Annotated in this window: 15 protein-coding genes; 11 read left to right on the top strand and 4 right to left on the bottom strand. The window is 65.6% G+C overall.

The annotated features are described in order from the left end of the window. Nucleotides 1-52: 52 nt before the first annotated feature. Nucleotides 53-343 carry a 50S ribosomal protein L28 gene (rpmB, locus tag ASE72_RS05520; RefSeq protein WP_056017665.1) on the bottom strand — a complete coding sequence of 97 codons (291 nt, stop codon included), beginning with the start codon at nt 341-343 and terminating at the stop codon, nt 53-55. 238 nt (nt 344-581) lie between these two features. Here rpmB and ASE72_RS05515 point away from each other — a divergent pair, with 238 nt between their 5' ends. Then, complete coding sequence (locus ASE72_RS05515; RefSeq protein ID WP_056017662.1) at nt 582-803, top strand: hypothetical protein; 222 nt, start codon at nt 582-584, stop codon at nt 801-803. Nucleotides 804-875: 72 nt separating this feature from the next. Continuing rightward, the gene (locus ASE72_RS05510) at nt 876-1,307 is read left to right on the top strand and encodes a nucleoside deaminase (RefSeq protein ID WP_056019049.1); all 432 of its coding nucleotides are present in this window, start codon (nt 876-878) and stop codon (nt 1,305-1,307) included. Between the two features lie 579 nt (nt 1,308-1,886). Here the strand turns inward: ASE72_RS05510 and ASE72_RS05505 are convergent. Beyond that, the gene (locus tag ASE72_RS05505) at nt 1,887-2,561 is read right to left on the bottom strand and encodes an OmpA family protein (RefSeq protein WP_056017659.1); all 675 of its coding nucleotides are present in this window, start codon (nt 2,559-2,561) and stop codon (nt 1,887-1,889) included. A 140-nt stretch (nt 2,562-2,701) separates the two neighbouring features. Here ASE72_RS05505 and ASE72_RS05500 point away from each other — a divergent pair, with 140 nt between their 5' ends. The 5 genes from ASE72_RS05500 to ASE72_RS05485 all read left to right on the top strand — a co-directional run bounded on the left by ASE72_RS05500 (nt 2,702) and on the right by ASE72_RS05485 (nt 6,491). Further along, nucleotides 2,702-4,003: a hemolysin family protein gene (locus ASE72_RS05500; RefSeq protein WP_056019046.1), complete on the top strand. Its 1,302-nt coding sequence runs from the start codon at nt 2,702-2,704 to the stop codon at nt 4,001-4,003. Nucleotides 4,004-4,416: 413 nt separating this feature from the next. Next, complete coding sequence (locus tag ASE72_RS20130; protein WP_156350139.1) at nt 4,417-4,737, top strand: hypothetical protein; 321 nt, start codon at nt 4,417-4,419, stop codon at nt 4,735-4,737. 147 nt (nt 4,738-4,884) lie between these two features. Then, nucleotides 4,885-5,334, top strand: coding sequence for a hypothetical protein (locus ASE72_RS20125; protein ID WP_156350137.1), 450 nt, complete (start codon nt 4,885-4,887; stop codon nt 5,332-5,334). Nucleotides 5,335-5,443: 109 nt separating this feature from the next. After that, nucleotides 5,444-6,091: a hypothetical protein gene (locus tag ASE72_RS05490; protein ID WP_056017653.1), complete on the top strand. Its 648-nt coding sequence runs from the start codon at nt 5,444-5,446 to the stop codon at nt 6,089-6,091. Nucleotides 6,092-6,137: 46 nt separating this feature from the next. Next, entirely contained in the window at nt 6,138-6,491 is a 354-nt protein-coding gene (locus ASE72_RS05485; RefSeq protein WP_156350135.1) for a hypothetical protein, read from the top strand. 15 nt (nt 6,492-6,506) lie between these two features. Here ASE72_RS05485 and ASE72_RS21020 read toward each other — a convergent pair whose 3' ends face one another. Both ASE72_RS21020 and purD read right to left on the bottom strand, forming a co-directional pair. Beyond that, complete coding sequence (locus ASE72_RS21020; RefSeq protein ID WP_056017647.1) at nt 6,507-7,331, bottom strand: hypothetical protein; 825 nt, start codon at nt 7,329-7,331, stop codon at nt 6,507-6,509. A gap of 129 nt (nt 7,332-7,460) precedes the next feature. Then, nucleotides 7,461-8,732, bottom strand: coding sequence for a phosphoribosylamine--glycine ligase (gene purD / locus ASE72_RS05475; protein WP_056017644.1), 1,272 nt, complete (start codon nt 8,730-8,732; stop codon nt 7,461-7,463). Here purD and xseA point away from each other — a divergent pair. From xseA to ASE72_RS05455, 4 genes are read left to right on the top strand one after another with little or no spacing between them, the layout of a single operon-like run. Then, on the top strand, nt 8,731-10,194 hold the full coding sequence (gene xseA, locus ASE72_RS05470; RefSeq protein WP_082445797.1) for an exodeoxyribonuclease VII large subunit: 1,464 nt from the start codon (nt 8,731-8,733) through the stop codon (nt 10,192-10,194). The genes purD and xseA overlap by 2 nt on opposite strands. Nucleotides 10,195-10,211: 17 nt before the next feature. Further along, entirely contained in the window at nt 10,212-10,412 is a 201-nt protein-coding gene (locus ASE72_RS05465) for a DUF2093 domain-containing protein (RefSeq protein ID WP_056017641.1), read from the top strand. Next, nucleotides 10,409-11,326, top strand: coding sequence for a M23 family metallopeptidase (locus tag ASE72_RS05460; RefSeq protein WP_082445796.1), 918 nt, complete (start codon nt 10,409-10,411; stop codon nt 11,324-11,326). Before ASE72_RS05465 ends, ASE72_RS05460 begins: the two co-directional genes overlap by 4 nt. 16 nt (nt 11,327-11,342) lie before the next feature. Next, nucleotides 11,343-14,759, top strand: coding sequence for a TonB-dependent receptor (locus tag ASE72_RS05455; RefSeq protein ID WP_156350133.1), 3,417 nt, complete (start codon nt 11,343-11,345; stop codon nt 14,757-14,759). Nucleotides 14,760-14,767 lie beyond the last annotated feature (8 nt).

Below are 14,767 nucleotides of genomic sequence, written 5' to 3'. Positions count from 1 at the left end.
CCCGCCCTCCGCTGGGGAGGACGGGCCGCTGGAGACTCGGACGTCGTCGCGATCAGGCGGCGGCGGCGATCTTCTTGACGACGTCACGCTTCAGGCGACGCGCCTTGAGCGAGAGCTTGTCGTCGGCGGTCTTGACCAGCCAGTTGTCGAGGCCGCCATTATGCTCGACCGAGCGCAGGCCGTGCGTCGAGACGCGCAGGCGCACGCTCTGCTCGAGTGCGTCGGAGATCAGCGTGACGTTCTGCAGGTTGGGCAGGAACGTACGCTTGGTCTTGTTGTTGGCGTGGGACACGTTGTTCCCGACCATCCGGCCTTTGCCGGTCAGTTCGCAAATGCGCGACATCTGTCTACCTATCAAGTGTCGGGAGGAACCCCGGAAAGGCGCGCGGATAGCTGGCACGAGCGCCCGCGTCAACCGATTCACCCGTTTTTGGCGACGGGCCGCCGTGGATGCCGCGTCGGATCGGCAGTCTGACGGCGGGCGAACGGCGCTTGCAACCGGCGGGGCTCGAGCGACGTTGTTACGCCATCGAACCGGTCGCCTGCTATCAGGGATGCGGCCTTATATAAGGGGAAGTCCAATGCGTACGCTCTTGTCTCTCGTCGCGATCGCCGCGCTCGTCGTCGTCGCGCTGATGTATTTCGGGATCATCAACATCGACCAGACGCGGTCGGGCGCGATCCAGACGCCCAAGTTCGAGGCGGACGTCGCCAAGGTGCGGCTGGGGACCGAGACCAAGACCGTCGCGGTGCCGACGATCTCGGTCGAGAAGCCCGCCAACAGCCAAGCGCCGGCGAACTGAGTGCGCGCCCCGCCGCTTTACCTTGACGGGGCGGCGGGGCAGGGCGGGACGATGTTCCCGCTCCCCGATCCGATGCGCCGCGCGCTCGACGCGGCCCGCGCCGCCGCCGCGGCGGGCGAGGTGCCCGTCGGCGCGGTCGTGATGCTGCGCGGATCGGTGATCGCGACCGCGGCCAATGCGCCGCGGACGCTGTGCGATCCGACCGCGCATGCCGAGATGCTCGCGATTCGCGCAGCGGCAAAGGCACTGGGGCGCGACCGGCTCGAGGACTGCGACCTGTGGGTGACGCTCGAGCCGTGCGCGATGTGCGCGGGGGCGATCGCGCACGCCCGGATCGCGCGGCTCTATTACGGGGCGGCGGATGCGAAGGGCGGCGCGGTCGAGCACGGGGCGCGGTTCTTCGGGCAGCCGACGTGCCATCACCGGCCCGAGGTCTATGCGGGGATCGGCGAGGGCGAGGCCGCGGCGTTGCTGACGGGGTTTTTCCGGGGGCGGCGTCCGTAGAAGAAGAACGGGTTCGCGCGGAGGCGCGGAGCCGCGGAGATGATGCATCCAGCCCTGCGGTCGGGAGACCCTGACCTTTCGTGCTGCCGGAGGTGATCGGGCGGTCGTTTCGCGACACGCCTATTCTCTCCGCGGCTCCGCGGCTCCGCGTGAACCGAACTTCTTCTGTCTTGTGGCTTGCGCGTGTTCATCCGGCTGACGCCGGGACGCAGAGCCATGTGTGTTTGCGCTTGCGACCCTGGGTCCCGGCTTTCGCCGGGATGACGGGTGTGGGTGGGGGCTTTTAGTCGTTAAGAAGAATTGGCTCACGCGGAGACGCGGAGCCGCGGAGGGGGTGTATCAAGCGCTTCGGTCGGGAGACCCTGACCTTCTGCACTGTCGGAACTGATCGGACGGTCGCTTCGCGACACACCCATTCTCTCCGCGGCTCCGCGCCTCCGCGTGAACCGGACTTCTTCTGTCTTTCCGCCCTTGCCCGTCATCCTGAAGCCAGGAGCGTGTCCGGTTGTGACCCTGGGTCCCGGCTTTCGCCGGGATGACGGGCGGGAGGGTGACGGGTGGGGCCGGCCAGTGTGGTGGTTAGCGCAGGTCGCTTTGCGTGATCGGGACGATCTTCACTTCGACGCGGCGGTTGGCGGCGCGGCCGGCGTCGGTGTCGTTCGAGGCAATCGGTTGCGTCTTGCCGTAGCCGCGCGTGCCGATCCGCGCGGACTGGACGCCGTGGCTCGACAGATAGTCCGCGACCGAGCGTGCGCGGCGTTCGGACAGCGTCTGGTTGTACGCGTCGCTGCCCGTCGAATCGGTGTGGCCGTACACGTCGATATAGGTCTGGTTATACTGGCCGAGCGTCGAGGCGACCTGGTCGAGCGTGCGCTGGAACTGCGGCTGCACGGTCGCGCTGTCATAGGCGAAGGTGATGCCCGACGGGATGTTGAGGACGAGGTCGTCGCCCTGGCGGATCACCTGGACGTCGGTGCCCGCAGTGCGTGCGCGCAGGTCGCGCTCCTGCTTGTCCATGTACGCGCCGACGCCCGCGCCCGCGAGCCCGCCGATCCCGGCGCCGAGCAGCTTCTCGGTGCGGTCGTTACGCCCGCCGACGATGTCGCCGAGCAGATAGCCGCCGAGCGCGCCGCCGATGCCGCCGAGCGCGGTCTTCGAGATCGTCCGCTGGCCCGTCTCCGGATCGGTCGTGCAGGCCGACGTCGTGACGAGTGCGGCGAGCGCTGCGCCGATGAATAAACCCTTGGCCTTCATGTCTCTGTCCCTTTTGATCATGCCGCAGATAACCCGGCATATTCGGCGATTGTTCCACCTGCGCACTGAACCCCTGATTACGATAAGTGTCGAGACCGGTTGTGAAGCGCGCGAATGTGCGCCAAGAGACGATCGAGCCAATGGCACCGCTTCCCCCCTTCCCCTGGATCGACGTCGCGATCATCCTCGCGCTCGTCGCGTTGAACGGCGTATTCGCGATGAGCGAGCTCGCGATCGTGTCGTCGCGGCGCGCGCGGCTCGATGCGCTGGCGCGGACCGGGCGCAAGGGCGCGAGCGCCGCGCTGCTGCTCGCCGCCGACCCCGGCAAGTTCCTGTCGACCGTACAGATCGGCATCACGCTGATCGGGATCCTCGCGGGTGCCTATTCAGGTGCGAGTCTGGGCACGCCGACCGCGGCGCGGCTGCAGGCGCTGGGGCTGAGCGCGAGCACCGCCGAGACCACGGGCTTCGCGATCGTGATCGGGCTGACCACCTATGCGTCGCTGATCATCGGCGAACTGGTGCCCAAACAGTTCGCGCTGCGATCGCCCGAAGTCATCGCCTCGTTCATGGCGTTGCCGATGCGCTGGCTCGCGATCATCACCGCGCCGATCGTGTGGGTGCTCGATTCGACGAGCGCGCTGATCTTCAAGGCGCTGCGCCTCAACCGCGAATCGGAGGAGCATGTCACCGCCGAGGAACTGCACCTGATCGTCGCCGAGGCGTCCAAGTCGGGCGTGATCGAGGAGCATGAGCGTTCGATCATCTCGGGCGTGGTGCGGCTCGCCGACCGGCCGGTGCGCGAGGTGATGACGCCGCGGACCGATATCGACTGGCTCGACTGCAACTGGGATGCCGACGAGATCCGCGACACGCTGCTCGCGTCGCAGCACACCAGGTTGCCGGTCGGCGACGGGTCGATCGACCGCGTGCGCGGCGTTGTGCAGGCGCGCGACATCGCCGCCGCGCTGTTCCGCGGCGAGCCGCTCGACCTCAACGTGCTGATGCGCAAGGCGCCGGTGGTGATCGACCAGATCGACGCGATGGACGCACTGATCGCGCTGCGCCAGGCGGAGGTGCCGATGGCGCTGATCCATGACGAATACGGGCATTTCGAGGGGATCGTGACCCCCGCCGACCTGCTCGCGGCGATCGCGGGCGAGTTCAAGTCGGACGCGGACCCCGATGATTCGCCGTCGGTGGTGGTGCGCGACGACGGCTCGCTGCTGGTCGCGGGCACGATGGCGGCGGATGCGCTGGCCGACCGGCTGGGCATCGACCTGCCCGAGGACCGCGACTACGCGACCGTCGCCGGGCTCGCGCTCGCGGTGTTCCGCCATCTGCCGGGCGAGGGCGAGAGCTTCGTCGAACAGGGGTGGAAGTTCGAGATCGTCGATCTCGACGGGCGACGGATCGACAAGCTGCTCGTCAGCGAGGTCTGAGGCTGGGGGTGCGGGGCTTGGAGGTTTTGCATCACGCAAAGACGCAACGCGGCTGGTCGGCTGACGCCCATTTGCAGACATCGGCGGTGAAGCTTTAAGCACGTGCGATGACCCTACCCACAATCCACGCTTTCCTCAGCCAGCTTGACGCGAGCCGAACACACTACTCGCTAACCTCCGTTCGCGAGGGCGGGGTAATGGTGCACGTGGCGCTTCCCGGCGAACGATGGGAGGTGGAGTTTTTTGCCGACCGTGGGCCGGAGGTCGAAGTCTTCCGCAGCGACGGGACGATAGGTGGGCACGAAAAGGTCGCGGAGCTATTGCGCAACGCTGCGGACTGAACGTCCGCTATCCACCATTGTCCGACGTTCGCAGCGAATAGCCTAACTACCTCTTGCGGTCATACGTTCAGCATGCTCGAAAGCGATATGGAACATCCTGTGACAGACCCCTTTGAGTTTGGATTTGCCACTGCCTTCGGCGCGACGATCCTGGGGGCGTTCGTGCTTCGATTTTTGGGCAAGAGAGTTCGACAATCAAACGTTGCTCAGAAGTACGCGCTGCTGGTCATGACGGGATTTTCCTATGGACGCCTTACAGGCATCGAAGCCGTCTCTGACCCGGCGATAGCGGGTACTACGATTGGTGCGGTGACAGCCTTAGCGATCCTTTGGTATTCTTGGTATTTTCGTACACGTCAGATAGTAAATTCGATCCAATCAAACGGCGGGTAAGGACGTTCAGGTTTAGAAAGCAGCCTGTTTGCTTTCCAAGACGCCAGATATTCGTAACAAAAAATCGTCGGTGTCGCATCGATCCCTGCGGGGTTTATCGGGCTCTATGCAGTCACCGGGGCAACTCCGATTACCCAAGGACAAACAATGCGGATCTGGCACATTGCTCTCATCATTGGGCTGGCTGGGCAATCCGTTATTGGTAGGGCACAAGCGAGACAGGCTGCGCCGGCTCGAAATACGCGGCAATTAATGGGGCTCAGCTCACAAGAAGCGGGCAGTCTTATTGCCAAGGTGAAGAATGCTCAACGTCGTTTAGAAGCCGGTAAGTTTGAGCCTTTTGAATTACTCGCGGGGTCGATTGCCTCTTATGATGAGGCAAGGATTTCGCCGCGAGAAATCTTTTTGAAGGTGCCGTTCGAGAGCGTGTGGAGTATCGAAAGAGTACGCAATGATAACGAGCTATGGCAGCCATATCGGCTCSCCTACGCACCTGACGGGCTCGGAAAAAGCTACTGGGAAATCGAGGTAGTTCTAGGGATCGATGGTGATATTCAACGCGTATCGATGACGTATAAGCCGCCCGCTCCATTTTAGTCGTAGCGCTAGCGGCGGTCATATCGCTTAACGCCCAATTGCAGACATTCAGTTGACGTGGTGGTGATGACGCGATGAGGCTGTGGCCGATTATGAAGCGAGAACGGCTATGCTCATAGAAACGGTATTTTTGATGATCGCGGCCCTGCCGCAGACGACCGCGACGCCCTCTAACACCTTGTTTTGCAACCAGACTTGGTCAAGCGGCCAAGATGGCCTTGGCGGATTTGCCCAGATAGAAACGGACAAGGCTAATCGTCAAGTCGCCTCGCGTCTGACGGTGTGGACGCAGGACCTTACTATCGTTTGGAGCAACGACCCAAAGAAAGTTAGCGGCTCGCCTGCAAGTCTAACATTTAATTCTTTGCCGCTCCCGAAGCACATCGAATTTCCAGTTAGGGTCGAGGTGTTGGCTGACGGAACGAGCGCTGGACGGTTTTCCTTCACCGAGGCTGGCGAGCAGATCGTGGATCTCGACAAATATCGCGAAGCTCAACGACTGGGCCAAGACGCCCTGTTAGTTGCGACGCGCCCCGGCGTGCAGATACCAGCAATTGAGCTGGACACACTTTGGGGCACAGCCGTGCTGACCGTCGTCGCGACTGATCGTCATGGCGGTCGAGCGAACGTGACAGCCCTTGTGCTTCCCAAATGGGAGCACGTAGCGAACTTTGCCGAGACCGCCTTCCCCGCACTTGAGGGTAAACGTGTCGCAGGAGAGTGTCGTCCCGTCTACCGGGTCGTCGCTATTAACTGAACGACCGCTTTCCACCAAAAGCGGACATTGCTCGACGCGCCGAGCAGTGCCAATCTTCGGCATGGCCGAGCACAATTTACAGATCGTCGCTACCAGCGTGCGTTACTACAGCCAGTTGGATGAACGCGCCTTTTTCGAGTGGCTCGACAGGATGCCTTTCGTTAGCGGCTACAATGGCGTCGCGAGAGATTTGTTCATCGCGCTAACCCGCATACCGACCTACGAGGACTTGTGGGAGATCATCGGCTTTTGCAGGCGCTACGGTGTCGATATGAAGCAGCTTGAAAAGTTTGTAACCGACGAGAACCGGCGATGGCTTCCAGCCGAGATTGCTCGGAGCCTGCCAACGACGAACGGCAGCCAACCACCAAATCCAGCCAATCGCAATGCAAAACCCTGACGCGCGGCCCGTGCGTCAGAGTTTGCCGAAGACCGCTTCGAAGCCGGGCTTGTCGCCGGCGGCGAGGAGGCGGGATTGTTCGATCCACCGGTCGCGGCCCATGCGGCCGGTGAAGGCGCCGAGCTGCGCGTCGATGTTCTGCGCTTCGGTTTCGGACAGCGCGGCCATGTCGCCGACGGTGGTGACGCCCAGCTCGGCGAGGCGGGTCGCGACCTTGGGGCCGAGGCCTTTCAGCAGCGTGACGGGGGCGGCGGCGTGGTCGACTGCTGGCGTCGGCGCAGGTGCCGGGGCTGGCGCTGGCGCTGGCGTCTCGGTCGGGGTGACGGCTTCGGCGGCGGGGTTGGCGTCGAAGCTGGCGGCGGCGATCGGCTCGTCGGACAGCGGCGCGGGTGCGAGACCCGGCGCGGGGGCGTCGGCGATCGGCGGCGGTGCGGGCGCAACCGGGATCGGGGCCGGGATCGGGGCCGGAGGGGCGACCGGTGCCGCGACCGGGGTGGGCGCGGTCTGGACCTGCGACTGGCTGGGTGCCGGGGTCGGTTTCGGGGCTGGCGTCGGCGCGGGGGGCGTCTCGCGGGCGGCGGCGGCGGGGGGCGGCGTCGCGGGGCTGTCGGCGGTTGGCTCGGGCGCGGGTTCGGGCTCGACGCCGGCTTCGCGTGCGTTGGCGATGACGTCGCGCGAGGCCTTTACGCGGCTGCGCTTGGCCTTGATGCCCCAGAGCAGCCCCGCGATCACGAAGAGCGCGAGCACCGCGATGATCGCGAAATGGATCGTCGTCAGCGTGGTGATGCCGTCGGGGAGCAGGCTTTCGCCCGAGGCGGACGTCGCGGAAGTTTCGTTCATTTGCCTGTAGTAGCGGGGTGGATCGGGGTGGGCGAGACTTATTGCGCGGTTCTCGGCGCTATCGCTGGTGGTGCGGTTGGGGATGCGCCCCACCCCCAACCCCTCCCCTGAAGGGGAGGGGCTTTTCTGTTACCGCGTGAGTTCGCGCCAGCCTATGTCGCGGCGGTAGAAGCCTTCTGCGAAATCGATCGCCTCGACCGCGCGGTAGGCGTTGGTCTGGGCGGAGGCGAGGTCGTCGCCGGTGGCGGTGACCGCGAGGACGCGGCCGCCCGCGGCGACGAGGCCGCCATCCTCGAGCCGGGTGCCGGCGTGGAAGACGGTGCCGCCTGCCGCGCGCGCCGAATCGAGGCCGATGATCGCGCCGCCCGCCTTGGGCGTGCCGGGATAGCCCTCGGCCGCCATCACGACGGTCAGCGCGGTGGCGTCGCTGAAGCGCGCAGGCGGCAGATCGGCGAGCCGGCCTTCTGCCACCGCGAGCATCGTCGCGATCAGGTCGCCCTCGAACCGCATCATCAGCACCTGCGTCTCGGGATCACCGAAGCGGGCGTTATATTCGATCAGCTTGGGGCCCTGCGCGGTGAGCATGAGGCCGGCATAGAGGACGCCGCTGAACGGGATCCCGTCCGCCGCCATCGCCGCGACGGTGGGCGCGACGATCTCGTCGAGCGCGCGCTGTTCGAGGTCGGCGGTGAGCACGGGGGCGGGGCTGTACGCGCCCATGCCGCCGGTGTTGGGGCCGGTATCGCCCTCGCCGACGCGCTTGTGATCCTGCGCCGAGCCGAACGGCATCAGCGTGGTGCCGTCGGTGAGGACGAAGAGGCTCGCCTCCTCGCCCTCGAGGAATTCCTCGATCACCGCCTCGGCCTCACCGTCCGCGAACAGCGCGTCGAGCGCGGCATCGGCCTCGGCGCGGGTGAAGGCGATGACGACGCCCTTGCCCGCGGCGAGCCCGTCGGCCTTGATCACCACGGGCAGCGAGAAGGTGCGCGTGAGCGCGACGTCGGCGTCGGCGCGGGTCGACACGCGGACATAGCCCGCGGTCGGAATGCCGGCGCGCGCGCACAGATCCTTGGTGAAGCCCTTCGACCCTTCGAGCTGGGCGGCGGCCTTTGACGGCCCGAAGACGGGGATGGCGGCGGCGCGAAGGCTGTCGGCGAGGCCGTCGACGAGCGGTGCCTCGGGGCCGATCACGACGAGGCCGATCGCTTTGTCGCGGACGAACGCGACGACGGACGCGTGATCCGTCGCATCGAGACGCACGAGCGTCGCAAGGCTGGCGATGCCGGGGTTGCCCGGCGCGGCATAGAGCGTATCGAGGCCTGGAGAAAAGCTGGCCGATTGCACCAGCTTCCACGCGAGCGCATGTTCGCGGCCCCCCGAGCCCAACAGCAGGACGTTCATGCCCGATCCCTTTTCCGATGACGTCGTGTCCAGCGACATGCTGGCGAGCGATATGGGGCGGCTGGTAGCCGAGCCGGTCGCCGGCGACAACGCACTCGCCATGTCGGTCGGCGAACTCGCGTTCAAGCTGAAGCGGATGGTCGAGGGCGAATTCGGCCATGTCCGGCTGCGCGGCGAGATTTCGGGATGGAAGCGCGTCGCGTCGGGGCATTGCTACATGGCGCTGAAGGACGACCAGGCGGTGATCGACGGCGTGATCTGGAAGGGGAGCGCGGCGCGGCTCGCGTTCGTGCCGCAGGACGGCGTCGAGGTGATCGCGACGGGCAAGCTGACGACCTATCCCGGGCGGTCGAAATACCAGATCGTGATCGACCGGATGGAGCTGGCGGGCGCGGGCGCGCTGATGGCGCTGCTCGAGAAATTGAAGGCGAAGCTGGCGGGCGAGGGGCTGTTCGACGCCGCCGCCAAGAAGCCGCTGCCGTTCATGCCGCAGGTGATCGGCGTGGTCACGTCGGGAACGGGCGCGGTGATCCGCGACATCCTCCACCGGCTCGAGGATCGCTGCCCGACGCATGTCGTCGTCTGGCCGGTCAAGGTCCAGGGCGAGGGATCGGCCGCCGAGATCGCCGCGGCGGTGCGCGGGTTCGATGCGATCGCGCCCGGCGGGCCGGTGCCGCGCCCCGACCTGGTGATCGTCGCGCGCGGCGGCGGGTCGGTCGAGGATCTCTGGTCGTTCAACGAGGAGGTCGTCGTCCGCGCGGTCGCCGCCTGCTCGATCCCGATCATCTCCGCGGTCGGGCACGAGACCGACACGACCTTGTGCGACTATGCCGCCGACCTGCGCGCGCCGACGCCGACCGCGGCGGCCGAGATCGCGGTGCCGGTGCTCGCCGACCTCAGGCTGACGGTTGACAGCCATCGCAACCGGACCGAGCGGTGCGCGCGGCGCTATGTCGAGCGCGGGCGCGAACAGCTCGCGGCGCTGGCGCGACATCTGCCCAAGCGCGACCAATTGCTCGGGCCGCAGCGGCAGCGCGCGGACGATTTCGGGCAAAGGCTCGACCGCGGGCTCGAACGCCGGCTGACGATCGCGCGCGGGAGCCTCGACCGGTCGGGGGCGGCGCTGCGCCCGGCGACGCTCGAGCGCAAGCTCGAGGGTGCGCGCGCGCGGCTCGACGCGACGTGGCGGCTGGTCCAGTCGCTCAACCCCGATGCGATCCTCGACCGCGGCTATGCGCGGGTGACCGCGCGCGACGGCGGTGCGACGCTGTCGTCGGCGGGGGCCACGCGCGTGGCGGGGGCGCTCGCGCTGCACTTCCGCGACGGCGTGGTCGAGGCGCTGGTCGATGACGGCAGCGCGTCGCCGCGCGTGCCCGCGCCGGCCAGACCCGCCGATGCGCCGCGCGGGCGACCCGCGGCGGTGCGCCCGCCTGCACAGCCGACGCTGTTTCACGACCTGTAAGAGAAGGAAGTCCGATCATGCTGATGTCCAACACCGACCGCGTCGCGCGGCTGCATTATATGGCCAACGGGTTCCGCGTGCTGAACCCGGGCGACCATGTCGTGTGCGCGGTCACCGGCCACCGGATCGCGCTCGAGGACCTGCGCTACTGGAGCGTCACGGGGCAGGAGGCCTATGCCACCGCCGCCGCCGCGACCGAGGCGATGGCGCCGCGATGAGCGCGGGGCGCGCGGGGACGGCGGCGATGCTGGCGATGCTGCTGGCGACGGCGCCCGTCTCCGCGCAGCAGCCGCCATCCAGACTGCCGTCGGAGGCCGGCACCGCGGGGGTGCCCGCCGATACGCAGGGTAGGGCGCAGGATGCGGCGTTCCGCTGGACGGGGACGCTGAGCCAGGGCGGGATGATCGTCGGGACCGCGCCGCGCGGGACGCGCACGCTGACGCTCGATTCGCGCCCCGTCGCGGTCGCGCGCGACGGCCGGTTCGTGGTCGGGTTCGACCGCGATGCGCCGCCCGAGGCCGTGCTGGTCGCGACGCTGGCGGATGCGCGCGGCGACGGGAAAACCGTCCGCCAGCCGCTCGCGATCGCGCCGCGCGCGTGGAATATCTCGCGGCTGTCGAGCCTGCCCAAATATCCCGTCCCCGAGGCGCTGTTCACGCGGCTGCGTCCGCCCGAGCTCGCGCAGATCGTCGCGGCACGCGCGCGCGATTCGGTGTCCGACGGATGGCGGCAGGCGTTCGCATGGCCGGTCACCGGGCGGATCTCGACGCTGTTCGGGTCGCAGCGCCTCTATGCCAATGGCGAGGCGGGGTCCTATCATTCGGGCGTCGACGTCGCGCGCGAGACGGGCGCGGTGGTCGTCGCACCCGCGGACGGCGTCGTGATCCTCGCGGCCGACCACCCGTTCACGCTCGAGGGCAACCTGCTGATGATCGACCACGGCATGGGGCTCAACAGCGCGTTCCTCCACCTGTCGCGGATCGACGTGCGCGTCGGCGACACGGTGCGACGCGGCCAGCCCGTCGGCGCAGTTGGGAGGACCGGCCGCGCGACCGGGCCGCATCTCCACTGGAGCCTGCGCTGGCGTGACGCGAAACTCGATCCGCTGCTCGTCGCTGGTGCGATGCGTTAGGGCGAAAGCCTAATTATTGTGCGTCGCGGCAGGGATTTGCCTCAAAAACAGGCGTGCGTCGGGTGCACTGCACCATTCTTGTGTCATTTTCGCTACAGCAATGCGGGAAAGCTGTATCGGAGATGAATGCTCGCTTTACAGCGTTCGAGCACCGCTTCATCCCATGTCACATGTCTCTTGGGCGCCGCACGACGTGTGCGGTGGAGGGGGCGAAAAGACACCGGCTGCGGACCGTCACAACGGCTGCAAGGGTCAAACGAGGGATGGACCAATCGTGATCAGGACTTCGAATTTCGTACGCAAGGCACTGCGCGGCGGAAGCGCGCTGCAGGCGCTTGCGCTGATGGGCGCCGGCGTGGCCGCGCTGTCCGTCGTGGCACCGGCATCGGCGCAGGATTATACCAACCTGAATGCCACCGGCCGCATCCAGAGCACGAGCGGCGAGCCGATCGAGGGCGCAAGCGTCACGGTCACGTCGAACGACCAGGGCTTCAGCCGGACGGTGACGACCGGACGCGACGGTTCGTTCCGCGTCGCCGCGATCCCGCAGGGCAGCTACACGTTCACGATCACCGCGCCGGGCTTCGACAGCTTCACCGACGCGGCGGTCAACCTGACGCAGGCGGCCGCAGCGAACCAATTCACGCTGTCACCGGAAGGCTCGGCAGCCGGCGGCGACATCGTCATCACCGCAGGCCGCGTCCAGGTTGCCGATTTCGATCGCAACACGGTCGGCGCCACGATCGCCATCGGTGAACTGGCCACGCGTGTCCCGGTCGCGCGCGACCTGACGTCGGTCATCCTGCTTGCTCCGGGAACGGCCGCAGGCGACACTGCATTCGGTAACCTTCCTGCGGTCGCCGGTTCGTCGGTTTCCGAAAATGCTTATTATATCAACGGCCTGAACATCACGGAATTCCGCCAGGGCCTTTCGCCCGTGACGGTGCCGTTCGAGTTCTACAATACGGTCGAGGTCAAGAACGGCTCGATCCCCGCAGAATTCGGCCGCTTCACCGGCGCCTTCGTGAATGCGACCACGAAGTCGGGCGGCAACGAGTTTCATGGCGGTATGCTGTTTAACTGGGAGCCCGACGATCTCCGGGAGGACAACCCCGACACGATCGGCAATTATAACCGTACGGACGTTCGCGACAGGAAGCAGGCGAACTTCTATCTTTCGGGTCCGATCATCAAGGATCACCTGTTCTTTTACGGGTTGTATCAGTCCAATGACAGCCTGAACGCCGATACCCTGCTGACATCCAATCCCAATGGTGTTCAGGTTATCCGCGACGCCAATGGTGTCATCACCTCGCGTCAGCAGATTATGCCTTACAGCACGGGTCTGCGTCGCAACGTCATCACGAACACCTCGCCGTTCTACGGCGGTAAGGTCGACGCCGTGATCGTCGATGGTCAGCGTCTCGAATTCACCTATTTCAACACGTCGTCGACGCAGATAACCAAGAGCTTCAACGTCGTCGACGGGTTCGGCGGGGCCTATGACAGTCGCGTCGATGCGGTTGCCCGCAGCGGGACGTATCAGGGCGGCGGCGTCTCCCTGTTTGGCGGCGAGAACTATGTCGGCCGCTACACCGGTCAGTTCACCGACTGGCTGACCCTGTCGGCTGCCTATGGCGTCAACAAGAACCGCGCGATCCAGGGCTCGACCAACAACGCCCTGCCGGCGGTGACGGACACGTCCGGGCAGTTCAACCCTGCTCTGATCGGCAACCCGATCGCCGACACGATCAACAACTCGGACCGTCGTACGTTCTACCGTGGCGACGTCGATGTGTTCGTCAAGCTGCTCGGACAGCACCATCTTCGCGGTGGTTACGACCGTGAGGAATTGCGGAGCATCTCCGAGCAAAGCCGTAACGGCGATTACAGCTACGCCTATGCCTTTGCGAACTCCGCCGACACGTATGCACCTGCCAATACCCTCTATGTCGGCCGGACCACGTACATCAACGGCGGCACGTTCACGTCGCTGAACGAGGCTGCGTATCTGCAGGACTCATGGTCGGCGTTTGATAACCGCATCAATATCCAGGGCGGCGTCCGTTGGGATCGCTTCAAGGCCGACAATGTCGCCGGCGAGCGTTACTATGACTCCGGCGACCAGTTTGCCCCGCGTATCGGCTTCTCCATCGATCCGATCGGCGATCAGCGCACCAAGATCTATGGCTTCTTCGGCCGCTATTATCTGCCGGTGCCAACCAACACGAATATCCGTCTGGGCGGCGCCGAACTCTTCTTCACGGAATATTTCCGTGTCGCCGGGGTTGGTGCGAACAATGTTCCGGTCCTTGGCGCGCCGCTTCTGTACGACGGTGCGGGCGCGTGTCCCACCACGGGGGTCCGCAACTGCGACGTGAACGACGACGGCGTTGCGTCGCCAACGGATGCAACCGTATCGACGACGCTGAAGCCACAGTCGCTCGACGAGTATATCCTCGGCTACGAGCAGCGCATCGGGCAGCGCTGGAAAATCGGCGCATTCGGCACGTATCGCAAACTCAATCAGTCGCTTGAGGATATCGCGATCGACGCCGCGGTGAACAGCTACTGCGCGCGGAACAACATCACCGGTTGCGCCGATATCTGGTCCGGCTTCCATCAGTACGTCTTGACCAACCCCGGCGCACCGCTGACGGTCAATCTGAGCGACCCGATCGGTGGCGAAGCGACGACGCGCCAGGTGACCTTCACCGGCGCCGAGCTCGGCTATCCCAAGGCCGAGCGCGAGTATAAGTCGATCACGCTGACGCTCGACCGCGAGTTCGATGGCATCTGGAGCTTCTCCGGTTCGTACACCTACGCCAAGAACGTCGGTAACATCGAGGGCGGCATCCGGTCTGATAACGGTCAGAGCGACTCCGGCCTGACGACGGCGTTCGATCAGCCGGGCCTGACGGTGGGTTCGTTCGGCTATCTGCCGACCGATATTCGCCATAACATCAAGGGATACGGCTCCTATCAGGTGTTCCCATGGATGACGGTCGGCCTGCAGACGCAGATTCAGTCCCCCCGGCGGTTCGCCTGCATCGGCACCGTTCCTACGAGAGTGGACGAATTTGCCAATCAATACGGCGCCGCCGGGTATTTCTGCAACGTGATCGACGGCGCGATCGTCACCAATCCGGCCACCGCAGTGAACCAGGGGACCTTGCAGGAAGTGCGCCGTGGCACGGCCTTCAAGTCGGACTGGCAGTCGTACACCAACCTGAGCGTTTCCTTTAAGCTGCCGACCGAACTGTTCTCCGGAACGCTGCGGTTCGACGTGTTCAACCTCTTCGCCGAGAAGGCTAAAACCGACTTCGAGGAGCGTGGCACGCAGGCTGGTGGCAATCCGCGCGGTGATTACCGGTACGTCAGTTCGTACCAGGCTCCCCGTGCGATCCGCCTTCAGTTCGGTTTCGACTTCTAAATCGAACA

Source organism: Sphingomonas sp. Leaf20 (assembly GCF_001421535.1).
Taxonomy (GTDB): domain Bacteria; phylum Pseudomonadota; class Alphaproteobacteria; order Sphingomonadales; family Sphingomonadaceae; genus Sphingomonas.
Note: the sequence above shows the minus strand (reverse complement) of the source record. Positions and strands in the feature narration are given on the sequence as shown.